Below are 21,464 nucleotides of genomic sequence, written 5' to 3'. Positions count from 1 at the left end.
TCAGCGCAGCCCCTGTGGGAGCGGGCTTGCCCGCGAGGGCGGTGTGGCAGGCGGCGAAGATTTTCCCGCCTACTGAACAGCCATGAACGCCGGAGGTCGTAGCTAAAAGCCCCCACCGGTTCCGACGCTATGACAACCCCTACAGACGGCAAGACCCCTGACCTCTCGGCCAAAGAGCAAGACGATGTCAAGGAAAGCCAACCGCCCCGTGCGGCGGTGCTGCACGAAATCATTCGCTCCCAAGGTGATCATGAACTGGAGCGCAGCATCGCTGCGTTGTGGTGGTCGGCGCTGGCCGCCGGGCTGACCATGGGGTTGTCGCTCATGGCCATGGGCTTGCTCAACTCTCGCTTGCCCGCAGGTGAAGAGTTCAAGGTGATTGCCAGCTTCGGCTACTGCGCCGGCTTCCTTGCGGTCATTCTCGCCCGCCAGCAACTGTTCACCGAAAACACCCTGACTGCCGTGTTGCCGGTGATGAGCAAACCCACCCTGGCCAACTTTGCTCGTCTGCTCCGCCTGTGGACAGTGGTGTTGGTCGGCAACTTGTGCGGCACCATTCTGGTGGCTTACGGGATGCTGGAACTGCCGATTTTCGATAACAATACGGACTTGGCCTTTCTCGAAATCGGTCGCAAGGTCATGGAAAACCAGCCGAGCCAGATGTTTGCCAAAGGCATCGTTTCAGGCTGGATGATCGCCACCATGGTCTGGATGATTCCTTCCATGGAGAGCGCGAAGATCTGGATCATCATCCTCATCACTTACCTCATGGCGCTCGGCGATTTCACCCATATCGTGGTGGGTTCGGCAGAAGTGTCGTATCTGGTGTTTGCCGGCGAGTTGCCGTGGAGTGATTTCTGGAAGGTGTTCGCAGGGCCGACGCTGGCCGGGAACATCATTGGCGGTAGCTTCATCTTCGCGCTGATCAGTCATGCGCAAATCCGTAGCGAAAGCCGGCCAGTGGAATCCGCCGGCCCTGACGACGCTTATGGCAAATCGAAGAAGGATTGAGCGCGGTCAGGCTACGCTGTTGAAAGTGCCTTGCACAAAGCGCTCATCATGTTCGGCCGGTCAGTCTGAACATGGCTGATCAGTGCGATCTCTCGGTCATACCGATCATTGCCAACCCGGCTCACGGCACATTTATGGCCCCATTGTTCAAAGCCGGACCAATAAGGCACGAGGCTCACGCCAAGACCGCCAGTCACGAGCATGGCGATGGTCTCCAATGCATCCAGATCTACCAACGGCGTCGGTATCAATCCATGGTCCGCCAAATAATGTTCGGCATGCCGCCCACCCCACGAATCAGGGTCGTAGCGGATGTACGGTTGGGTCATCAGTTGGGTCGGGATGCTATCGGCGCTCTCTTCCTTCGACAGAAACACCAGAGGTTCCTTGCGTAGCGATACCGCCTGCAGGGCTTTAGGCAACTCAAACGGCGGAACGACGAGGATCGCAGCGTCCACTTCTCCCGAAAGAAGCGCTTGATACAACGACCGCGATGTTCCTGGCACGATGACCGGCGTGAGCCCCGGCGCCAACTCGGTCAGTGCTCGCAATGCCCCCGGTAGAAGCCCCGTGAGAACAGTAGAAACAGCGCCTATTCTCAACTGCCCGGTAAGCCCCCGCACGTCAGCATCTGCGGCCAGTAATTCGATTTCGCGAACGATGCGTTTAGCTCTGGGCAATAAACCAAGGCAGGCTTGACTCGGCTTGGCTGCGTGCCCGACGCGAGATAGCAGCTCAAAACCGAGTTGCCGTTCGAGCGCGAGCACTCGCTGGCTGATCGCTGCTGCCGTCAACCCTTCGATGCGTGCGGCATGTGCTATGGAACCTGACTCCACGACGGTGATGAGGCTCTTCAAGTAACGCGTATCCATAAGAAATACTTTCGATAGCGAAAAAATTACATGCTATCTCTTTTGATATAAATCGCACAGTCTTCAACTCGCCAGTAATTTCCGTCTTCCGGCGATCTTCAGGAGCTACCTATGCAGTCTATTTTTCATATTGCTATTCACGTCAGCGATCTGGAACTTTCCCGCCAGTTCTATGGTGAGTTGCTGGGATGTGAGGAAGGTCGTAGCACCGATACCTGGGTCGATTTCAATTTTTTCGGGCATCAATTGTCGTTGCATTTGGGAGAACCCTTTAGGGTCAGTAACACCGGGAAAGTAGGTGAGCACGACGTACCGATGCCCCATTTTGGCGTGATACTCCAGATGTCGGACTGGATTGTTTTAAAAGACCGTTTGATCAAAGGCCGGGTGAAATTTGTCCTGCCCCCCAGCATTCGTTTTCCAGGAGAGCCTGGTGAGCAAGCAACCATGTTTTTTCTGGATCCCGCCGCAAATCCTATCGAGATAAAGGGCTTCACTGATTTGCAGTCAGTTTATGCCGCTTGAAGTTTTCATGTAGTGCACTCCCATCAAGTGCTTTTCGAAGGGAAGCCCAAGGAGCGGTATGCAAACTATTAATAACGCAGACGCCACAGCCATTTCGCAAATGGTGCGTTCTGGTGTCGTGAGCGCAGAGACAGTCGCCGAGCACTTTCTTGAATGTGTCGAATCGCAAGAGCGAAACATAAATGCGTTTGTTTCCTTCGACCCGGACAGGGTGCGCAGTCAAGCTTGCCAATTAAAAAACAGCGATGCGAAAGGCCTCCTGGCGGGTGTGCCCGTGGGGGTCAAAGACATCTTTGACACCATGGATCATCCCACCCGTTTTTACTCCCCCATCTATGAGGACAACCGGCCTTCGCGTGACGCCCATGTCGTCGCGCTTCTGCGCCAGGCCGGAGCCGTCATCATGGGCAAGACCCATACCACCGAATTCGCTTACATGCATACCGGTCCAACCCGCAACCCACATGATCTTGACAGAACTCCAGGAAGCTCAAGTGCCGGTTCGGCAGCGGGAATGGCGGCAGGCTTTTTTCCGATCGCGTTGGGCTCACAGACAGCCGGATCATTGATTAAGCCAGCATCCTATTGCGCACTGTATGCGTTCAAACCTTCGTATGGGTTGATTTCTCTAGAGGGGGTCAAACCCTTGGCGCCGAGCTTCGATACGGTGGGTTGGTATGGCCGCTCCGTGCGTGATCTGGAACTGATGGCTCAAGTCTTGATCCCGGGTTTGGCGAAGCGTGTTCATGACCGTCGTTTATGTACGTTCGGCTTCTGTCGTACGGCCCGTTGGGATCAGGTTGACGAGGATGTGGCGAAATCACTGGACGCTGCTGTTGAAGATCTGCGAATGGCGGGACATCAAGTGAGCGAGGTGTTGCTGCCTGAGGAGTTTGCAGCGGTATTTGATGACCATCTGCTGATAAACGATTGCGAGGGCGCTCGTTCATTGGCCAAAGAACTGCAAGCGCATCCTGACAAACTAAGTGAAGAATTATTGGCCATGATCGAGCGCGCCAGTCTGACGACGTGGGAGCAAGAGTCAGCGGCAAAGAAGCGTTTGGCAACGTTGGCCACGGTGTTGGAACCGATATTCGAGCCTTTCGATGCCGTCCTGGGCGCAAGTTGTGGCATCGTCGCTCCGATGGGCCTCGGCGCCACCGGACCTTCCGATTTCAGCAAGTTCTGGATGGCGTTTGGCTTGCCCCAAATTAACCTCCCTCTCGTTCGCGCTACCGGGGCGTTGCCGGCAGGACTTCAAATGATTGGAAGTTTTAGGGGCGACAGTGTTCTTTTACACGCCGCGGAGCAGGTTGATGCGGTGCTGAGAGCTGCTGGTTAATACGTAGGCGCTGTGGCATCTGCTCTGGATGCTGAGCAGGCCGTCGCAAAGCGAGTGCTCTGCGACGGTGCCTGATTGAGCTGTCAGTGTGCTGAGTCGGCAGCGCTGACGTTCTGTGCACGGGTCACCCCGCGAACGACGCGGCCAATGGTCAGGCCCTGAAGCAGGATCGATGACAGCACCACGATGTAGGTGATGCTCAGCAGCAAATCACGCTCTTCTCCCAGTGGCAGCGACAGCGCCAGGGCCACCGAGACCCCGCCGCGCAACCCGCCCCACGTCAGCACGCGGATGGTACCGCGTGGCACGGTGCGCCAGCGCCGCAACAGCAGGATCGCCGGGGCCACGGTGAGCAAGCGCGACAGCAGGATCGCCACCGCCAGCAAGCTCGCCGCTGCTACGTGCAACCAGTTGAACGGCAGCAACAACAGCTCCATGCCGATCAGCGCGAACAGCAGGGCGTTGAGCATGTCATCGAGCAACTCCCAGAAGCCGTCGAGGTATTTGCGCGTCATGTCGTTCATCGCCAGGTTGCGGCCCAGGTTGCCGATGATCAGTCCGGCAACCACCATCGCAATCGGTGCCGAAACATGCAACTCACTGGCCATCGCCGAGCCGCCGATCACCAGTGCCAAGGTCAGCATCACTTCGATCTGGTGCTGCTCGATGCTCTTGATCATCAGATAGACCAGATAACCGATCAGCCCACCGAACAGCACGCCGCCGATGGCTTCGTGAGCGAACAGCATGGCCGTGGCGCTGACGGTCGGGGTTTCGCCGAGTTGGGCAATGCCCAGCAGCACGGTAAACACCACGACGGCGGTACCGTCGTTGAACAGCGACTCGCCGACGATGGTGGTTTTCAGCGGTTTCGAGGCATTGGCGGTACGCAATACACCGAGCACCGCGATCGGGTCGGTGGGCGAAATCAGCGCACCGAACAACAGGCAGTAGAGGAAGCTCACGTGCCAGCCGAACAGCGCGAAAATGTAGTAGGCAAGGCTGCCGATCAGCGTGGTAGCGATCAAGACACCGAAGGTTGCCAACAGACCGATAGGCCAGCGATAGCTGCGCAGGTCATTCAGATTGACGTGCAAGGCGCCGGCGAACAGCAGGAACGACAGCATCCAGTTCATCAGCAGATCGCCGAAGTCGATCTGGCCGATCAGTTGCTGCACACGCTCTTCGAGGCCGGGATAGCCGAGCACGCTGAGGCCCTGTAGCAGCAAGGAAAACATCAGTGCGGTCACCATCACGCCAATGGTCGGCGGCAGGCCGATGAAGCGGAAGTTGACGAAGGTGAGCAGGGTGGTGAGGCAGATGAAAGCGGCTACGAGCTCAAGCATCCGGGGTCCTTGGGATGAGGTATGGAAAGACAGCGCACCGATTCTTCAGTGCAAGGGTTGGATGGGCTGAGTCAGGCTTGGGACACAGTGACGTGTGATCCGATCAAGAGACCTTCACCCCAGCCCTCTCCTGGAGGAAAGGCAACCAGTGCTGTTTATCGGTGCGCAACTGAGTGAGGCGTGATCGCTTGCGGTATAAACCGCTACCGCATCACGAATCAATAACCTGACTGACGGGTGCAGGGTCAACCACAAAAAAGGAGTGGGGTGTGCTGGCGACGACTTTGGTGTTGATAGCGGCGCTGCTGCATGCGGCGTGGAATACCCTGATCAAATTCAGCGCCGAACGGCTGCTGGTGGTGGCGTGCATGGACACCGTGGCGCTGTTGTTTGTCGCTGTCGCGTTGCCCTTTGTGAGCTTGCCTCCCGCAGACATCTGGCCGTGGATTCTGGCTTCGGCAGCCTTTGAGTTGCTGTATCGCTATCTGCTGATTCAGGCGTATCGGGTCGGCGATCTCGGGCTGGTCTATCCGCTGATGCGGGGTTTGTCGCCGCTGGTGGTGCTGGCGCTGACGCTGATCTTTGCCGGTGAGGAACTCAGCACTCGGCAGATATTCGGCATCATGCTGATTCCGTTCGGGATGGCATGCCTGCTGTGGCAGGGCGGCGGCGGTAAACATTTGCCGTGGTCGATGTTGCCCGTGGTGGCGCTTATCGGCCTGTGCATTGGTTGCTACACCTACATCGATGGTCAAGCGTTGCGGCGCTGGTCGCATCCGCTGGATTACCTGGTCTGGGTCACGCTGCTCAGCGCCTGGCCATTTCCCTTGCTGGCGTGGGCCGCCAAGCGCTCGGCGTTCATACAGTTCTGGCGTGAGCAATGGAAGTTGGGGCTGGCGGTCGGGTTCTGCGTGTTGTTCAGCTACGCTCTGGTGCTGTGGGCGATGCAATTGGGCTCGATTGCCGAGGCAGCGGCGTTGCGCGAGATCAGCGTGATCCTGGTGGTGCTGTTCGGCATGCGATATCTGAAAGAACCTTTCGGTCGACCGCGGCTCTTAGCCTGTGGGCTGGTGCTGATCGGCATGCTGGTCATGAAGTTCTGACCGCCCGCAAACCCTATCACTCGAAAAAGGATGGCGTTATGACGGTGGCTCTATGGTGTGTGTTGATCGCGATCTTTTTGCCGTATGTGTGCACGATTGTGGCCAAGGTCTCGGGCGGTTTCAGGCTGAGCGACAATCATGATCCTCGGGATTTTCTCGACAGCGTCGATGGCGTAGCCCGGCGGGCGCATGCGGCGCAGATGAACAGCTTTGAGGTGATGCCGGCGTTTGCGGCGGCGGTGATCGTTGCGCATCTGGTGGGCACGGCGCAGTTGGTGACGGTCAATGTGCTGGCGGTGCTGTTTATCACCAGTCGCCTGCTTTACATCATCTGCTATCTGGCGGACTGGGCGATTTTGCGGTCGCTGGTGTGGTTTGTCGGGATGGGGTTGATTGCTTCGTTCTTCTTTGTGTCGATCTGATTCTGGGGGGGCTGCTGGCCCTTTGCGAGCAGCGCGCTCACACAGGGGATGTATTCCAACTGTGGGAGCGGGCTTGCTCGCGAAAGCGCGAGTAACCTAAGGTTTGTTTTTGGCTGTGTCTGCCACCTGCGGCACTTGTGGCAACGCGACACCTTTGGGCCAGAGCATCCAGATCTGCCCCTGCTGCTTCATGTCCCCGGCCAGTTGCCCGGCTGCATCTCCAGTACCCCAGAACAGATCCGCACGAACCTCGCCGGCAATCGCGCCGCCGGTATCCTGCGCGGCGACCGGGCGGACCAGGGCCGTGCCGTCCGGGCGGGTGGTTGACAGCCACAACAGGCTGCCCAACGGAATCACCTTGCGATCCACCGCTGCGCTATAACCGGCCGTTAGCGGCACGTTCAACGACCCGCGGGGGCCTTCATTGCTGTCGGGGTTGCGCGTGAAGAACACGTAGCTCGGGTTGCTGGCCAGCAGTTCCGGGATGCGCGACGGATTGGCCTTGGCCCAGTTGCTGATCGCGCCCATGGTTACGTCTTCTTTCTTCAACTCGCCTTGCTCGACCAGCCAGCGGCCGATCGGTCGGTACGGGTGACCGTTCTGGTCGGCGTAGGCGATGCGTAGCTGCCGTCCGTCCTGGGTCTGAATCCGTCCCGAACCCTGGATTTGCAGGAATTGCAGATTCATCGGGTCGGTGAGGTAAGCCACCACGGGGGCTTTCACGCCTTTGGATTCGATGGTTGCTGCATCGTCATAAGGCTTGAGCACCCGGCCTTCGAGACGACCGCGCAAACGCTTGCCCTTGAGCTCAGGATAAATGCTGTCGAGGGAGACGATGATCATGTCCTCCGGTACGCCGTAGACCGGCACATTGGCCGTTTCGGTTGGCGTCAGGCTGCCGGGGTAGACCGGTTCGTAGTAACCGGTGATCAAGCCATTGGGGTTGTCATTTTCGGCCCGCAGGCCGAAGACATCCAGATTCTGTTTGAGGAAGGCACGGATCTCGTTTGCGCTCTGCGAAACATTGGCCGCCGCTGCGCAGGTGGCGCCCCAGACCGGATCTGCCTTGAGTCGGGTGCAGGCGCTGCGCCACGAACCGAAACCGGCCACCAGATCGTTATCGGACACCGCCGGCAATGTTTCCCAGGTTGCGCTGGAATAAGTGGCCAACGCGTGGGTTTTCGGTTTGGCGTCGTCGTCGCCGCCGGTACAGCCAGCCAGTATTGCCAGCAGCGGAAGAGTTGCGATCAGCGGGTGACGCCAGGCCTTTAAGCGGCTGTTCATGGAGTGATTCCTGTGCCGGTTGCCCGAGAGCTCCATGCGCTCAAGCAACCCGTATTTTTAATAGGGCTATTGGTGTTTGTTGGTGAGGCGAGGATACTGGCCGCCGAATTCCGTGACCTGAAGCCACCATGACTCTTAAAAGAATTTCTGTTGTATTGCTGGCCTGTATGACCTTGTCCGCCTGTGGCGGTGTCGATCCGAATTCCCCGCTGGGTCAACGCAAAGCGATCTTCAAACAAATGCTCAAGACCAGTGAAAACCTGGGCGGGATGTTGCGTGGGCGCGTTCCGTTCGACGGGCCGAAGTTCGCCGAAGGTGCCGTCAAACTCGATGCGTTGTCCCATGAACCCTGGAAGCACTTCCCGCAGGTTCGCGAAGAAGATCACACCAGCGCCAAAGACGATGTCTGGCAGAACCAGGCCCGTTTTCAGGACATGGCCCGCACCCTTGAAGCAGCGACCGGTGAACTGGTGATCGCCAGCCAGGTTCAGCCCTACAAGGCCAGTAACCTGGGGCCTGCGGTACAAAAAGTTGAAGATGCCTGCAGCGCTTGCCATAAAAAGTTTCGGGATCATTGATTTTTGTAGCCTGACGCCATCGCGGGCAAGCTCGCGATGGCGTCAGGCAACTTTGCCGGCTTCTTATTTATCGATTTCGTCCAGCGCTTCCTGCAATTCCTTGCGCGCCTCGGCCAGTTTGTCTTTGCGTTTGTTGATCTTCTCGGGATCGCCTTTCTTCATGGCTTTGTCCAGATCAGCCTGGCGCTTGCTGACTTCGTGTTTGGCATCGAGCACCTTGTTTTCGCGCTCTTTCTTCAGGCCGGCGTCGGTGCAATGTTCGGTGACTTCGCGCAGCGCCGTTTCCAGTCCTGTCTGCTGATCGGCATTGCCGCGCGACTTGGCCTGCTCGATCTGATTCATGATGCCTTGCTTCTTGGCTGCGCAGCCGGTCAGGCCCGGAGCGTCTTCAGCGGCCATCACGGGGGCGGCCATCACACCGCAGAGGGTAAGCAGGGCGAGCGGTGCAAGAAATTTCATAAGAGCTCCATGTGCAAGGGCAATCGGGTCGGTTGGGCGCTGCGCTGTTGGAGCGCCTCGGTGGCCGTTGGGTTCCCGGGCGCCGGGTTTGCATGTTCAGAAACCGTCGATTCCGGCGGTGTGTAAGGTTTCGCTCAGTGCCAGCACCTGCGGGTCGCGGAAGAATGCGCTCAATTGCGCTGCGCGACCGGGGCCGATGCCTGGCTCTGCCTGCCATTGTGCGGTGTCGCGTTGTGCCAGCGCCTGCCATGAGTCAGCCAGTTGTGCCTGGCCGGTGGGCGGTAAACCCAACGCTTTGAGCCATCGTGCAAACGGTTGTTGCCGTGCACTGCGAAAACTGACCATCAGGCGCACGCTGCTGCGTTCGCCAAAGCCGGCAATGTTAGCAAGCTCTGGCCCGTCGAGGGTCAACCAATCCAGCAGGTTGTTCAGACGGCCTGTTTCCAGAAGTTTCTCCCAAGTGCCTCGGCCGACCTGCGACATGGCCAGCCCCTGTTTGCCGCTGAGCCACGTCAAGCGAGCGAGAAACTGGGTTTCGCAGCCCGCTGTTGGTTGCCAACAGCTGAGTGCGTGAAATTCGCTGGAGTCGGGGATGTAAATGGCTGCGCGTTCGGTAGTGCGCAGCACAACACTGTCGAGGCGTGGAATCGTCAGCCCGGCGAGACTGATTGCCACCTGATCGCCGGGGCGAATGTCCAGTTCCTGCCAGCGTTTCAGAGAGCTGGCGCTGACCCGTTTGATCTCCCGGTCGTCGAGCATGACGGGTGTCAATTCGAGTACGGGGGTGATGCGCCCGGTGCGGCCGATTTTGAAATTGACCTTGCGCACGTCGGCCAACGCCTGAGCGAACGGATACTTCCAGGCGATGGCCCAGTAGGGCGCACGCGCCTGCCAGCGCTCGGCGGACGGCCGCTGGCTTTGGCGCAGAACGACGCCATCGCTGGCAAACGGCAGGGGCGAACGGTACCAGTGATCGCGCCACTTCTGCGCGTCTGCGAGGTGGGCGACGGGATGGCTGTATCGCTCGGTCGAGGCGAAACCCAATGTCGCCAGGGTGGATGATCGTTCGGCCAGATCCAAAGCCCCTTGCGGCCAGTCCCAGACGAACAATCCGATCCCTGCCGCTTGCTCCGAACTCAGGGCTTTGCGGCCCATCAATCCGGCCACGATTGCGCGGGCGTTGACGCTGCCGGCGCGTGCTTGCACATGCTCGTTCAGACGCCAATAGAGTTCGCCTTGCACGAGCAAATCCAGCGGTTGCTGCAGTTGTTGAGGAATGGCGCCGATCTTGCGCGCCGACGCGGTCCAGTCCTGCCCGCTGATGCCGTCTCCCCGACTGATCGCCTGGTGCAAACGTCCGCCGCGATACATCAACGTCACTGCAACACCATCGACCTTGGGCTGTACCCAGACATCCTTGCGATCCCGAAGCCAGGCTTCTACCGCCTCGGCTTTATGCAGTTTATCCAGACCGGTATGGGCGATGGGGTGTGCAACTGTGCCTGAGGCTGCGCGCAAAGGCTCGGCAGTCAATGGCAAGTTGAAGCACTGGCGCCAGTCGCTTAGTCGCAAGCGCGATTGGTCGTAGAGTTCGTCGGCAATCAATGAGCGGCCTTGGCGGTGATAGGCGTCGTCCCATTGGTCGATCTGGTTTTGCAGGGTAGTGATTTCGCGTTGGGCTTGGGCCGGAGGCCAGTTCGGGCATTCAGCTTGGGCGTTGAAACTGTGGAGCGTCAGCAGCAACGTCATCAACAGGCGCAGTGTGGCAAACATCGTGAGCGTCCTTGCTCAAGGGGAATGCTTGAAGGCTAGGCGAGGATTCCAGATTGGGTGTGTGGGGTGTTTTGCGGGGTGTTTCTGATCGGGGATTGATGTCGCCTGTTGGGGCTCTTCGCAGGCAAACCTGCCACAGGTGTATCGGTTGAATTCAGAATTGCCTTTCGGGCAAGAAAAAGCCCCGCACGGCGCGAACCGTGCGGGGCTTTTCATGCCGCCAGGGAGTTACAGGCCAGCAGCAGAACGCAGGGCGTCGGCGCGGTCGGTTTTTTCCCAAGTGAAGGTGGTGAAGGTGTCTTCGCCAACAGTCTTGGTTTGCGGAGTGCGACCGAAGTGGCCGTACGCTGCGGTTTCCTGGTACATCGGGTGCAGCAGATCCAGCATGGTGGTGATCGCGTATGGGCGCAGGTCGAACACTTCACGCACCAGTTTGACGATCTTGTCATCGCTGATCTTGCCGGTGCCGAAGGTGTTCAGCGAGATCGATGTTGGCTGAGCCACACCAATGGCGTAGGACACCTGGATCTCGCAACGCTCGGCCAGGCCGGCAGCGACGATGTTCTTGGCAACATAGCGGCCAGCGTAAGCCGCCGAACGGTCAACCTTCGATGGATCTTTACCGGAGAACGCGCCGCCGCCGTGACGGGCCATGCCGCCGTAGCTGTCGACGATGATCTTGCGACCGGTCAGGCCGCAGTCACCTACCGGGCCGCCAATGATGAACTGGCCGGTCGGGTTGATGTGGAACTGGGTGTCTTTGCTCAGCAGTTCGGCAGGCAGTACGTGCTTGACGATCAACTCCATCACGCCTTCGCGCAGGTCTTTGTAAGACACTTCAGGGTTGTGCTGGGTCGACAGGACAACCGCCTCGATACCGACAACCTTGCCACCTTCATAACGGCAAGTGACTTGCGACTTGGCGTCTGGACGCAGCCAAGGCAGCAGGCCCGATTTACGGGCTTCGGCCTGACGCTGCACCAGTTGGTGCGAGAAGGTGATCGGCGCTGGCATCAAAACGTCGGTTTCGTTGCTGGCGTAGCCGAACATCAGGCCTTGGTCGCCGGCGCCCTGATCTTCAGGCTTGGCGCGGTCAACACCCTGATTGATGTCCGGGGATTGCTTGCCGATGATGTTCATCACGCCACAAGTGGCGCCGTCGAAGCCGACTTCGGAGCTGGTGTAGCCGATGTCGCAGATGACGTCACGAACGATCTGCTCCAGGTCGACCCAGGCGCTGGTGGTCACTTCACCGGCAACGATGGCCACGCCGGTCTTGACCAGGGTTTCCACCGCAACGCGTGCGTGTTTGTCCTGGGCAATAATGGCGTCCAGCACCGCATCGGAAATCTGGTCGGCGATTTTGTCCGGATGTCCTTCAGACACGGACTCGGAGGTGAAGAGGGAGTATTCGCTCATCTCGATGTTTTCCTGAATTTACCGATGGTGAGTGTTGCCAGCCGGTCGCTGAAAGTGGCGAACCTGGATCTGGAAACCATTACGTAAACCTATATAGAGGCTTTCCCCGGGAACGAGTCCCGCAGCGGTGGCCCAACGGGCCAAATCATCCTGTTCAAACCCCAACCACAGATCACCGCAGGCCTCCTTGGCCCAACTCTGGTTGTGGCTACATAACTCTGTTACGAGCAAGCTACCGCCCGGTTGCAGCAGGTTGGCCATGTGCTTGAGCGCTTCGGCCGGCGCGGCGAAATGGTGCAAGACCATGTTCAGCACTACGCAATCGGCCTGAAGGCTGGGGCTGTTCAATGCATCGGCCAATTGCAGGCTGACGTTAGCCAGTTCTTCGCGAATGCATACCTGACGCGCCAGTTCGAGCATCGCCGGGCTGTTGTCCAGCGCGGTGACGGTGCCAAAGCGGCGGGCCAGTTCCGGCAGAAAAGTACCATCGCCGGGGCCGACTTCAATGGCCGTGGCAGCACCACTGAAGTTCAGTTTGTCGAGCAGGGCCAGCACGCTGTCGCGGTACTGCGGCAAGCCTGCAATCAAGTCTTGCTGGGCGCGGAATTTCTCCGCCACCCGGGCGAAAAAGTCCTGGCTGGCCGCAGCGCGTTGTCCGTGAACCTGAGCGATTCGCGCCAAAACATCGTTGGGCAGGGTCAGTTGGTCGACTTCTTCTAACAATGCCGTGTGCAGTTTGCCGCCGAGCAATTGGGTGTGGGGCAGGGCGCGGCGATAAAAGATCGCATTGCCTTCGCGGCGGGTCGCCACCAGATCGGCCTGGGCCAGCACTTTAAGGTGATGGCTCATGCCCGACTGACCGATACCGAAGATCTGTGCCAGCTCCAGTACACCGAACGAATCGTTGGCCAGCGCGCGCAATACATTCAGCCGCAGCGGATCGCCGCCGGCCTTGCACAGGGCTGCCAGCTCGTCGCAATCATCATGTCGAATGGAAGGCGCGTGTAAGTTCATAGGGCAGGCAGTCTATTGATGGGCGGAAAGCACCGCAAGGGCAATATCAAAAAGTTTTGATATTGCACGATAGATGGCACTTCTCGCCGACGGGTTAACTCTACAAACCAACAGCGGAAAGGTTTCACCCGCACAATCCGCCGCTAACCATGGGAAAAACGCCTCCGGATGACTATCTGTCATTGCCCCGAGGCGCTCCGGTGAGGGAAAATGCCCTCCTTTTTTCCGTTTCAATCTATTCACACCCAGGAGATCAGCGATGCCTAGCCGTCGTGAGCGTGCCAACGCCATTCGTGCCCTCAGCATGGATGCCGTGCAAAAAGCCAACAGCGGCCATCCCGGTGCCCCTATGGGTATGGCAGATATCGCCGAAGTACTTTGGCGCGACTACCTCAAGCACAACCCGAGCAATCCATCGTTCGCTGACCGTGACCGCTTCGTGCTGTCCAACGGCCACGGCTCGATGTTGATCTACTCGCTGCTGCACCTGACCGGTTACGACCTGTCGATCGACGACCTCAAGCAATTCCGTCAACTGCACAGCCGCACCCCGGGTCACCCGGAGTTCGGTTATACCCCGGGCGTTGAAACCACCACCGGCCCGCTGGGTCAGGGTCTGGCCAACGCTGTGGGTTTCGCTCTGGCAGAAAAAGTCCTGGCGGCGCAGTTCAACCGTCCGAGCCATAACATCGTTGATCACCACACCTACGTTTTCCTGGGTGATGGCTGCATGATGGAAGGCATTTCCCACGAAGTCGCTTCCCTGGCCGGTACTCTGGGTCTGGGCAAGCTGATCGCCTTCTACGATGACAACGGCATCTCCATCGACGGCGAAGTCGAAGGCTGGTTCACCGATGACACCCCGAAGCGTTTCGAAGCCTACAACTGGCAAGTGATCCGCAACGTTGACGGTCACGACCCGGAAGAGATCAAGACTGCCATCGAAACCGCTCGCAAGAGCGCGCAGCCGACCCTGATCTGCTGCAAGACCACCATCGGTTTCGGCTCGCCTAACAAACAGGGCAAAGAAGACTGCCATGGTGCCCCACTGGGTGACGCGGAAATCGCTCTGACCCGTCAGGCGCTGAACTGGAACCACGGCCCGTTCGAAATCCCGGCCGACATTTATGCCGAATGGGATGCCAAAGAAGCTGGCCGCGCTGTTGAAGCCGAATGGGATCAGCGTTTCGCTGCCTACTCCGCCGCGTTCCCGACTGAAGCCAACGAACTGATCCGTCGTCTGAGCGGTGAACTGCCGGCTGACTTCTCGGAAAAAGCCTCGGCCTATATCGCTGAAGTCGCTGCCAAAGGCGAAACCATCGCCAGCCGTAAAGCCAGCCAGAACGCCCTGAACGCGTTCGGCCCGCTGCTGCCGGAACTGCTTGGCGGTTCGGCTGACCTGGCCGGTTCCAACCTGACCCTGTGGAAAGGTTGCAAAGGCGTCAGCGCTGAAGATGCCAGCGGCAACTACATGTACTACGGCGTGCGCGAATTCGGTATGACCGCCATCATGAACGGCGTCACCCTGCACGGCGGCCTGGTGCCTTACGGCGCGACCTTCCTGATGTTCATGGAATACGCTCGCAACGCCGTGCGCATGTCCGCTCTGATGAAGCAGCGCGTGATCCACGTCTACACCCACGACTCCATCGGTCTGGGCGAAGACGGCCCGACGCACCAGCCGATCGAGCAACTGACCAGCCTGCGCACCACGCCGAACCTCGACACCTGGCGTCCAGCCGATGCCGTTGAATCGGCCGTGGCCTGGAAAAACGCTCTGGAGCGCAAGGACGGTCCATCGGCGCTGATTTTCTCGCGTCAGAACCTGCAGCACCAAGCCCGTGATGCTGGCCAGATCGCCGACATCAGCCGCGGTGGCTACGTGCTGAAGGACTGCGCAGGCGAGCCTGAGCTGATTCTGATTGCGACCGGTTCGGAAGTCGGCCTGGCTGTTCAAGCCTTCGACAAACTGACCGAGCAGGGCCGCAAGGTGCGCGTGGTTTCGATGCCTTGCACCAGCGTGTTCGATGCTCAGGATGCTGGCTACAAGCAAGCCGTCCTGCCGTTGCAGGTCAGCGCGCGTATCGCGATCGAAGCGGCTCACGCCGACTTCTGGTTCAAGTACGTGGGTCTGGAAGGTCGCGTGATCGGCATGACCACTTACGGTGAGTCGGCGCCTGCGCCAGCACTGTTCGAAGAGTTCGGTTTCACCCTGGAAAACATCCTGGGTCAGGCTGAAGAGCTGCTGGAAGACTGATCCAGAAGTCACGTCGTCCGGACTGACGCCTTCGCGAGCAAGCCCGCTCCCACAGGGGGATTTGTTGTGTGACACGAACAGTGTTCACAACCCTGATCCAATGTGGGAGCGGGCTTGCTCGCGAAAGCGGTGGTTCAGACGCCACTGCAATAACGGATTCAAACGGTAATCGAGAACCCCATGCCTCAACCGCGTCCTTACAAAGTTGCACTCAACGGCTACGGCCGGATTGGTCGTTGCGTCTTGCGTGCGTTGTTTGAGCGAGGCGAAAAAGCCGGGTTCGAAATTGTCGCAATCAACGATCTGGCTGACATGGCCAGCATCGAATACCTGACACGCTTTGACTCCACTCACGGCCGCTTTCCCGGCGAAGTGCGAGTAGACGGCGACTGTCTGCATATTAATGGCGACTGCGTGAAGGTCCTGCGCAGTGCCACTCCCGAAGGCATCGATTGGGCGTCCCTGGGCGTCGATCTGGTGCTTGAATGCTCCGGCGCCTACAACACCCGTGAAGACGGCCAGCGTTTTCTCGACGCCGGCGCACCACGCGTGTTGTTCTCGCAGCCAATGGCCAGCGAGGCGGATGTCGACGCCACCATCGTCTACGGCGTCAATCAGGACTGCCTGACCGGCGACGAACTGCTGGTGTCCAACGCCTCCTGCACCACCAACTGCGGCGTGCCGCTGTTGCGCCTGCTGGACAAGGCCATTGGCCTGGATTACGTGTCGATCACCACCATTCACTCGGCGATGAACGATCAGCCTGTGATCGACGCCTATCACCACGAAGACCTGCGCCGCACCCGTTCGGCGTTCCAGTCGGTGATCCCGGTGTCCACCGGTCTGGCGCGCGGTATCGAGCGCCTGCTGCCGGAACTTGCCGGGCGAATTCAGGCCAAAGCCGTACGCGTGCCGACGGTCAACGTCTCCTGCCTCGACATCACGATGCAGACGGCCACCGCCACCGATGCCAATGAAGTCAACCGGATCCTGCGCGAAGCCGCCACCAGCGGCCCGCTCAAAGGCCTGTTGGCCTATACCGAGCTTCCCCATGCAAGCTGTGATTTCAACCATGACCCACATTCGGCCATCGTCGATGCCAGCCAGACCCGTGTCTCAGGCCCAAAGCTTGTGAACATCCTGGCCTGGTTCGATAACGAATGGGGTTTTGCCAACCGAATGCTGGACGTTGCAGAACACTATCTGCAAACAGCAACTTCAAAAAAAACGTAGGAAGTGCGACCCATGACCGTGTTGAAGATGTCCGACCTCGATCTGCAAGGTAAGCGCGTATTGATCCGCGAAGACCTCAACGTCCCAGTCAAGGACGGTGTCGTCACCAGCGACGCGCGTATCCTGGCTTCGCTGCCGACCATCAAGCTGGCCCTGGAAAAAGGTGCCGCCGTCATGGTGTGCTCGCACCTTGGCCGTCCGACCGAAGGCGAGTTCTCCGCCGAGAACAGCCTCAAGCCAGTCGCTGACTACCTGAGCAAGGCGCTGGGCCGTGAAGTGCCGCTGGTGGCCGATTACCTGGGCGGCGTTGACGTCAAGGCTGGCGACATCGTGCTGTTCGAAAACGTGCGCTTCAACAAGGGCGAGAAAAAGAACGCTGACGAACTGGCCCAGCAATACGCTGCCCTGTGCGATGTGTTCGTGATGGACGCCTTCGGCACCGCGCACCGCGCCGAGGGCTCGACCCACGGCGTGGCCAAGTTCGCCAAAGTCGCCGCCGCTGGACCGTTGCTGGCCGCTGAACTGGATGCGCTGGGCAAAGCCCTGGGCGCTCCGGCCAAGCCAATGGCGGCCATCGTTGCCGGCTCCAAGGTGTCGACCAAACTCGACGTGTTGAACAGCCTGAGCCAGATCTGCGATCAACTGATCGTCGGTGGCGGCATCGCCAACACCTTCCTCGCCGCTGCCGGTCACCCGGTTGGCAAGTCGCTGTACGAGCCGGACTTGCTGGACACCGCTCGCGCCATCGCCGCCAAGGTCAGCGTGCCGCTGCCGGTCGATGTTGTGTGCGCCAAGGAATTCGCTGAAAGCGCTGAGGCGACCGTCAAACTGATCGCTGACGTCGCTGCCGATGACATGATTCTGGACATCGGCCCACAGACCGCCGCGAACTTCGCCGAACTGTTGAAATCGTCGAAAACCATTCTGTGGAACGGCCCGGTCGGCGTGTTCGAGTTTGATCAGTTCGGCAACGGCACCAAAGTGCTGGCCCAGGCCATCGCTGACAGCGCTGCGTTCTCCATTGCGGGCGGTGGCGACACCCTGGCCGCCATCGATAAATATGGCGTAGCTGAGCAAATCTCCTACATTTCCACCGGTGGTGGCGCATTCCTCGAATTCGTCGAGGGCAAAGTGCTGCCGGCCGTTGAAGTCCTGGAAACCCGGGCCAAGGCCTGAGGCCGCCCGTTTGGCCAGGCAAAGGAGTGGTCACATGGTCAAGTCGTTAGCACTGTTGCTGCTGACCGGTACGCTGGCGGCCTGCGGGAGTAACCCGAAGGCCGAAGCGACGCCGGCACCCAGCGAGTTGAACAAGGGCTGTTATCAGGCCGACTGGCAGGCCGAAACCAACCCGGTGCTGAACAAGCGCTCGGGGCCGGACGGTCTGGAGAAATACGAGACGCAAACCCCGGCCAAGGAACATGGTTGTCCTTGACGGGTCTGACTCTTTAACTCAGGGCTGGCGGCGTGCGCTGCCGGTCGAGGAACACGGATGAAAGGCTTGATCGCCATTGCGGCGTTGGCATTGTTGGGCGGTTGCGCACAGTTGAACCTGTTTCAGTCGTCCGCCCCGGCGGATAACTGGACGACCTGGACCTGCGACAGCCAGGCCAAAGTGCTGTGGCGCTACGCCGATGCCGACAAGAAGGAAGTCGACGTCCGTTTGGGCGGCGGTGATCAGGTCTATCGCCTGAAAGAAGAGCCGGGCGCCTCGGGCACGCTGTACAGCGACGGCATGCTGGCGTTTCACGTCAAGGGTGATGAAGGCCTGGTGTACTGGGTCGCCACCAATGACCTGATTGGCCGCGGCTGCAAAGCGCAGTAACACGATTGAATTGATGTACAGAGATCCAAATGTGGGAGCGAGCAAGTCGAATCGTCGCACCGCCGCTCCCACAGAGGTTCTATTTTGTTCACAAGATTTTGGTAACACCGAATCACCAGACCGGGCCTCAACCCCCGATCTGCAATCACTTGAATAGCCGCCGCCGCTCCGGCAGGCTGGCACGATTAACGACCCAAACCGGGAGAGACACACACAATGGCACTTATCAGCATGCGCCAGATGTTGGACCACGCAGCCGAGTTCGGCTACGGCGTTCCAGCTTTCAACGTCAACAACCTTGAGCAGATGCGCGCCATCATGGAAGCCGCTGACAAGACTGACTCCCCGGTGATCGTTCAGGCTTCGGCCGGCGCCCGTAAATACGCCGGTGCACCTTTCCTGCGCCACCTGATCCTGGCGGCGATCGAAGAATTCCCGCACATCCCGGTGTGCATGCACCAGGACCACGGCACCAGCCCTGACGTCTGCCAGCGCTCCATCCAACTGGGCTTCAGCTCGGTCATGATGGACGGCTCGCTGGGCGAAGACGGCAAGACCCCGACCGACTACGACTACAACGTGCGCGTTACCCAACAAACCGTGGCCTTGGCGCACGCCTGTGGCGTCTCGGTAGAAGGCGAGCTGGGCTGCCTGGGTTCGCTGGAAACCGGCATGGCCGGTGAAGAAGACGGCATCGGCGCCGAAGGCGTTCTGGATCACAGCCAGATGCTGACCGACCCGGAAGAAGCCGCTGACTTCGTCAAGCGCACTCAGGTGGATGCCTTGGCCATCGCCATCGGCACCAGCCACGGCGCGTACAAGTTCACCAAGCCACCGACCGGTGACGTGCTGGCGATCGACCGCATCAAGGAAATCCACAAACGCATCCCGAACACCCACCTGGTGATGCACGGTTCGTCCTCGGTGCCACAAGAGTGGCTGGCGATCATCAACCAGTACGGCGGCGACATCAAAGAAACCTACGGCGTACCGGTTGAAGAAATCGTTGAAGGCATCAAGCACGGCGTGCGCAAGGTCAACATCGACACCGACCTGCGCCTGGCCTCCACCGGCGCCATGCGTCGCCTGATGGCCACCAACCCGAGCGAATTCGACCCACGTAAATTCTTCGGCGCCACCGTGACGGCGATGCGTGATGTGTGTATCGCGCGTTATGAAGCGTTTGGTACTGCGGGCAATGCTTCGAAAATCAAGCCGATTTCGCTGGAAGCGATGTACCAGCGTTATCTGAAGGGTGAGTTGAACGCCAAGGTTATCTAAATCTAAGTGTTTGAAAGAAGCCCGCAGTGATGCGGGCTTTTTTCATGGTAAGTAGCTCGAAATAAATTCGATTTCTCCTTTAGTTCCTAACCGTAGATATTCACCGGATCGCTCCACTCTACATTCGAGACCGGAGCATTTGGAGTGGCGTAGCATCGAGCTTGAACCTGAATCCATTCACCTGTTTTGATTGTTAACTCGACTCTCCATTGTCCACCCGATTCGACACGACCTTTTCCGAGCACCTGACCGGTGTTGGAAACAGCAACGTCAACAAAATAATTAGGCTCGCCTGTTCCGTAAAGTACGGGATGTGGACCAAGGGGGGGCGCATATTGAAGGGGGGCGATATTTGCTTTCTGTGCCATGTTAGTTTCTTCCATGTAGATTAGTTTGTTTTTGACTGTAAGCGATGCGGGTAAATGCGTGTATCGCTTGTTTTTGATGTTAAGTATTATATGATCGCGCGTAACCTGTAATAAGTGACAGTGTTTAATATGAATTGGCTATATTTTTAGGTTGTTTGGCTATAAGAAAGTTTTGGTGAGTCCTGAGCGGGGACAGATTTATTAAATCAATCCCCATCGTTTTTTTAAGGTCAAAAGTGGACGGATTTTTTAATTAAGATCTCGATGAAAGCGATGTGTCAGTGTTATCTGAAGGGTGAGTTGAACGCCAAGGTGAACTAAACGTTAGTTGCTGATTCAAGAAACCCGCCGATGGCGGGTTTCTTGTGGCGGCGTTTACAGAGGTCGTGGCGAAATTGGAATTTGATGGGTTACTCCTCGTGGACTTTTAAAAACTAGAAGTACAGCGAGCGGAGGTAAATCTTTAGAGAGCGTTGTTGAGGAACGTCTCCAGTTCAGCCTTGCGAAAGGTGCCAGATTTCGTCGCCGCGACGGCTCCGTTTTTGAAAAGCGTCATGGTTGGGATGTTACGCACGCCTTGACTGGCGGGGATTTCAGGGTTCTCGTCGACGTTCAGTTTGGCAACGGTCAGCTTGCCTTTGTAAGCCTCGGCGATCTCGTCCAGTATCGGATCCATCATTTTGCAAGGGCCGCACCATGGCGCCCAGAAATCGACCAATACGGGTAACTCGGATCGTAAAACATCCCATTCAAAGCTTTCGTCGCTGATGTGTTTAATAAGTTCGCTGCTCATTGGGATTTCCTTGAATTAATAGCACTGGCGGGCCAGACGTTATTGCCTGGCTCGCGTTGTCCTGTGCAGGTTGCTTTGCTTCGTTGAATCTAGAACGGTATATGCGGTGCGTCACCTGTAATAACTGACAGTTTTTTATATGAATTCGCTATGTGACCTAGACCCGGATGTGAACTGAAAAAACTCGATGATCAAACAATCGAGGTGGAGCCAGCGTTCCAGCATTAGCTAAAAGGTTTGTTGAACAAGCGCTCGGCTTTGACCCACGTTATGAAAAACCCGCCGTGAGGCGGGTTGCTTTTTTGCTGAACAGAACTACTCCTTCAACTCAACATGATCCAGTGCCTGATTCACCGCCAGTTCGCCAAGCATGACGACCTGCGCGATGCCTAGGGAAGGTCTGAAGTAAGACCTTCTTTTTCCAGCAAATCGGGCGTCAGGCTGTAAAAAAGAGAGCACTTCGCTGAAACTCTAGAAATATCGACTTTTTTCGATGAATAAGCCTGTTTTAAGCACTTATTAATCCTTAATTTCCATACTGCGGACGCACCTGTCCTATAGG

General features: G+C 58.2%; 21 protein-coding genes. 12 read left to right on the top strand and 9 right to left on the bottom strand.

What is annotated here, in order from left to right:
• The first annotated feature begins 129 nt into the window (after positions 1-129).
• Positions 130-1,011 carry a formate/nitrite transporter family protein gene (locus K5E40_RS20680; RefSeq protein WP_221732350.1) on the top strand — a complete coding sequence of 294 codons (882 nt, stop codon included), beginning with the start codon at positions 130-132 and terminating at the stop codon, positions 1,009-1,011.
• An 11-nt stretch (positions 1,012-1,022) separates the two neighbouring features.
• Here K5E40_RS20680 and K5E40_RS20675 read toward each other — a convergent pair whose 3' ends face one another.
• The gene (locus tag K5E40_RS20675; protein ID WP_221732349.1) at positions 1,023-1,883 is read right to left on the bottom strand and encodes a LysR substrate-binding domain-containing protein; all 861 of its coding nucleotides are present in this window, start codon (positions 1,881-1,883) and stop codon (positions 1,023-1,025) included.
• Positions 1,884-1,994: 111 nt separating this feature from the next.
• On the opposite strand from K5E40_RS20675, the gene K5E40_RS20670 reads away from it, so the two are divergent.
• Positions 1,995-2,408 carry a VOC family protein gene (locus K5E40_RS20670; RefSeq protein ID WP_221732348.1) on the top strand — a complete coding sequence of 138 codons (414 nt, stop codon included), beginning with the start codon at positions 1,995-1,997 and terminating at the stop codon, positions 2,406-2,408.
• Between the two features lie 58 nt (positions 2,409-2,466).
• Positions 2,467-3,750 (top strand): amidase, encoded by a 1,284-nt coding sequence (locus K5E40_RS20665; RefSeq protein ID WP_221732347.1) that lies wholly within the window; start codon positions 2,467-2,469, stop codon positions 3,748-3,750.
• An 83-nt stretch (positions 3,751-3,833) separates the two neighbouring features.
• Here the strand turns inward: K5E40_RS20665 and K5E40_RS20660 are convergent, their stop codons facing one another.
• The gene (locus K5E40_RS20660; RefSeq protein WP_221732346.1) at positions 3,834-5,096 is read right to left on the bottom strand and encodes a sodium:proton antiporter; all 1,263 of its coding nucleotides are present in this window, start codon (positions 5,094-5,096) and stop codon (positions 3,834-3,836) included.
• Between the two features lie 269 nt (positions 5,097-5,365).
• Here K5E40_RS20660 and K5E40_RS20655 point away from each other — a divergent pair, with 269 nt between their 5' ends.
• Positions 5,366-6,199 carry an EamA family transporter gene (locus K5E40_RS20655; protein WP_221732345.1) on the top strand — a complete coding sequence of 278 codons (834 nt, stop codon included), beginning with the start codon at positions 5,366-5,368 and terminating at the stop codon, positions 6,197-6,199.
• Positions 6,200-6,237: 38 nt separating this feature from the next.
• Positions 6,238-6,621 carry an MAPEG family protein gene (locus K5E40_RS20650; RefSeq protein WP_221732344.1) on the top strand — a complete coding sequence of 128 codons (384 nt, stop codon included), beginning with the start codon at positions 6,238-6,240 and terminating at the stop codon, positions 6,619-6,621.
• Between the two features lie 96 nt (positions 6,622-6,717).
• Here K5E40_RS20650 and K5E40_RS20645 read toward each other — a convergent pair whose 3' ends face one another.
• Positions 6,718-7,905, bottom strand: coding sequence for a murein transglycosylase A (locus tag K5E40_RS20645; RefSeq protein WP_221732343.1), 1,188 nt, complete (start codon positions 7,903-7,905; stop codon positions 6,718-6,720).
• Between the two features lie 128 nt (positions 7,906-8,033).
• Here K5E40_RS20645 and K5E40_RS20640 point away from each other — a divergent pair, with 128 nt between their 5' ends.
• A complete protein-coding gene (locus K5E40_RS20640; RefSeq protein WP_221732342.1) occupies positions 8,034-8,483 on the top strand; it encodes a cytochrome c in 450 nt (149 codons plus the stop codon).
• A gap of 63 nt (positions 8,484-8,546) precedes the next feature.
• Here the strand turns inward: K5E40_RS20640 and K5E40_RS20635 are convergent, their stop codons facing one another.
• The 4 genes from K5E40_RS20635 to K5E40_RS20620 form a co-directional block, all read right to left on the bottom strand.
• On the bottom strand, positions 8,547-8,942 hold the full coding sequence (locus K5E40_RS20635) for a DUF1090 domain-containing protein (protein WP_221732341.1): 396 nt from the start codon (positions 8,940-8,942) through the stop codon (positions 8,547-8,549).
• A gap of 96 nt (positions 8,943-9,038) precedes the next feature.
• Positions 9,039-10,715, bottom strand: a complete 1,677-nt coding sequence (ligB, locus tag K5E40_RS20630; RefSeq protein ID WP_221732340.1) for an NAD-dependent DNA ligase LigB — start codon at positions 10,713-10,715, stop codon at positions 9,039-9,041.
• A gap of 228 nt (positions 10,716-10,943) precedes the next feature.
• Positions 10,944-12,134 (bottom strand): methionine adenosyltransferase, encoded by a 1,191-nt coding sequence (gene metK / locus K5E40_RS20625; protein ID WP_221732339.1) that lies wholly within the window; start codon positions 12,132-12,134, stop codon positions 10,944-10,946.
• Positions 12,135-12,152: 18 nt separating this feature from the next.
• Positions 12,153-13,148 (bottom strand): metalloregulator ArsR/SmtB family transcription factor, encoded by a 996-nt coding sequence (locus K5E40_RS20620; RefSeq protein WP_221732338.1) that lies wholly within the window; start codon positions 13,146-13,148, stop codon positions 12,153-12,155.
• 259 nt (positions 13,149-13,407) lie between these two features.
• On the opposite strand from K5E40_RS20620, the gene tkt reads away from it, so the two are divergent.
• The 6 genes from tkt (at position 13,408) to fba (ending at position 19,741) form a co-directional block, all read left to right on the top strand.
• A complete protein-coding gene (gene tkt, locus K5E40_RS20615) occupies positions 13,408-15,405 on the top strand; it encodes a transketolase (RefSeq protein WP_221732337.1) in 1,998 nt (665 codons plus the stop codon).
• A 180-nt stretch (positions 15,406-15,585) separates the two neighbouring features.
• On the top strand, positions 15,586-16,638 hold the full coding sequence (gene epd / locus K5E40_RS20610; protein ID WP_221732336.1) for an erythrose-4-phosphate dehydrogenase: 1,053 nt from the start codon (positions 15,586-15,588) through the stop codon (positions 16,636-16,638).
• Positions 16,639-16,650: 12 nt separating this feature from the next.
• Positions 16,651-17,814 (top strand): phosphoglycerate kinase, encoded by a 1,164-nt coding sequence (locus K5E40_RS20605; protein WP_221732335.1) that lies wholly within the window; start codon positions 16,651-16,653, stop codon positions 17,812-17,814.
• A 34-nt stretch (positions 17,815-17,848) separates the two neighbouring features.
• The gene (locus tag K5E40_RS20600) at positions 17,849-18,070 is read left to right on the top strand and encodes a hypothetical protein (RefSeq protein WP_221732334.1); all 222 of its coding nucleotides are present in this window, start codon (positions 17,849-17,851) and stop codon (positions 18,068-18,070) included.
• A gap of 57 nt (positions 18,071-18,127) precedes the next feature.
• Entirely contained in the window at positions 18,128-18,460 is a 333-nt protein-coding gene (locus tag K5E40_RS20595; protein ID WP_221732333.1) for an MliC family protein, read from the top strand.
• A gap of 216 nt (positions 18,461-18,676) precedes the next feature.
• Entirely contained in the window at positions 18,677-19,741 is a 1,065-nt protein-coding gene (gene fba / locus K5E40_RS20590; RefSeq protein WP_221732332.1) for a class II fructose-bisphosphate aldolase, read from the top strand.
• A gap of 86 nt (positions 19,742-19,827) precedes the next feature.
• On the opposite strand, the gene K5E40_RS20585 is transcribed toward fba, so the two are convergent.
• Both K5E40_RS20585 and trxA read right to left on the bottom strand, forming a co-directional pair.
• Entirely contained in the window at positions 19,828-20,109 is a 282-nt protein-coding gene (locus K5E40_RS20585; protein ID WP_221732331.1) for a hypothetical protein, read from the bottom strand.
• A gap of 463 nt (positions 20,110-20,572) precedes the next feature.
• Positions 20,573-20,902, bottom strand: a complete 330-nt coding sequence (trxA, locus tag K5E40_RS20580; RefSeq protein WP_221732330.1) for a thioredoxin TrxA — start codon at positions 20,900-20,902, stop codon at positions 20,573-20,575.
• Positions 20,903-21,464 lie beyond the last annotated feature (562 nt).

It is taken from the genome of Pseudomonas baetica (genome assembly GCF_019733355.1).
GTDB classification, from domain to species: domain Bacteria; phylum Pseudomonadota; class Gammaproteobacteria; order Pseudomonadales; family Pseudomonadaceae; genus Aquipseudomonas; species Aquipseudomonas baetica_A.
Note: the sequence above shows the minus strand (reverse complement) of the source record. Positions and strands in the feature narration are given on the sequence as shown.

What these genes read in the sequence shown, in the direction of transcription:
- K5E40_RS20640 (WP_221732342.1), top strand. Translation starts at nt 8,034, where the DNA reads ATGACTCTTAAAAGAATTTCTGTTGTATTGCTGGCCTGTATGACCTTG.
- tkt (WP_221732337.1), top strand. Translation starts at nt 13,408, where the DNA reads ATGCCTAGCCGTCGTGAGCGTGCCAACGCCATTCGTGCCCTCAGCATG.
- K5E40_RS20650 (WP_221732344.1), top strand. Translation starts at nt 6,238, where the DNA reads ATGACGGTGGCTCTATGGTGTGTGTTGATCGCGATCTTTTTGCCGTAT.
- ligB (WP_221732340.1), bottom strand. Translation starts at nt 10,715, where the DNA reads ATGTTTGCCACACTGCGCCTGTTGATGACGTTGCTGCTGACGCTCCAC.
- K5E40_RS20660 (WP_221732346.1), bottom strand. Translation starts at nt 5,096, where the DNA reads ATGCTTGAGCTCGTAGCCGCTTTCATCTGCCTCACCACCCTGCTCACC.
- K5E40_RS20620 (WP_221732338.1), bottom strand. Translation starts at nt 13,148, where the DNA reads ATGAACTTACACGCGCCTTCCATTCGACATGATGATTGCGACGAGCTG.
- K5E40_RS20595 (WP_221732333.1), top strand. Translation starts at nt 18,128, where the DNA reads ATGAAAGGCTTGATCGCCATTGCGGCGTTGGCATTGTTGGGCGGTTGC.
- K5E40_RS20605 (WP_221732335.1), top strand. Translation starts at nt 16,651, where the DNA reads ATGACCGTGTTGAAGATGTCCGACCTCGATCTGCAAGGTAAGCGCGTA.
- K5E40_RS20635 (WP_221732341.1), bottom strand. Translation starts at nt 8,942, where the DNA reads ATGAAATTTCTTGCACCGCTCGCCCTGCTTACCCTCTGCGGTGTGATG.
- K5E40_RS20665 (WP_221732347.1), top strand. Translation starts at nt 2,467, where the DNA reads ATGCAAACTATTAATAACGCAGACGCCACAGCCATTTCGCAAATGGTG.
- fba (WP_221732332.1), top strand. Translation starts at nt 18,677, where the DNA reads ATGGCACTTATCAGCATGCGCCAGATGTTGGACCACGCAGCCGAGTTC.
- K5E40_RS20680 (WP_221732350.1), top strand. Translation starts at nt 130, where the DNA reads ATGACAACCCCTACAGACGGCAAGACCCCTGACCTCTCGGCCAAAGAG.
- K5E40_RS20585 (WP_221732331.1), bottom strand. Translation starts at nt 20,109, where the DNA reads ATGGCACAGAAAGCAAATATCGCCCCCCTTCAATATGCGCCCCCCCTT.
- K5E40_RS20675 (WP_221732349.1), bottom strand. Translation starts at nt 1,883, where the DNA reads ATGGATACGCGTTACTTGAAGAGCCTCATCACCGTCGTGGAGTCAGGT.
- K5E40_RS20670 (WP_221732348.1), top strand. Translation starts at nt 1,995, where the DNA reads ATGCAGTCTATTTTTCATATTGCTATTCACGTCAGCGATCTGGAACTT.
- metK (WP_221732339.1), bottom strand. Translation starts at nt 12,134, where the DNA reads ATGAGCGAATACTCCCTCTTCACCTCCGAGTCCGTGTCTGAAGGACAT.
- K5E40_RS20600 (WP_221732334.1), top strand. Translation starts at nt 17,849, where the DNA reads ATGGTCAAGTCGTTAGCACTGTTGCTGCTGACCGGTACGCTGGCGGCC.
- epd (WP_221732336.1), top strand. Translation starts at nt 15,586, where the DNA reads ATGCCTCAACCGCGTCCTTACAAAGTTGCACTCAACGGCTACGGCCGG.
- trxA (WP_221732330.1), bottom strand. Translation starts at nt 20,902, where the DNA reads ATGAGCAGCGAACTTATTAAACACATCAGCGACGAAAGCTTTGAATGG.
- K5E40_RS20645 (WP_221732343.1), bottom strand. Translation starts at nt 7,905, where the DNA reads ATGAACAGCCGCTTAAAGGCCTGGCGTCACCCGCTGATCGCAACTCTT.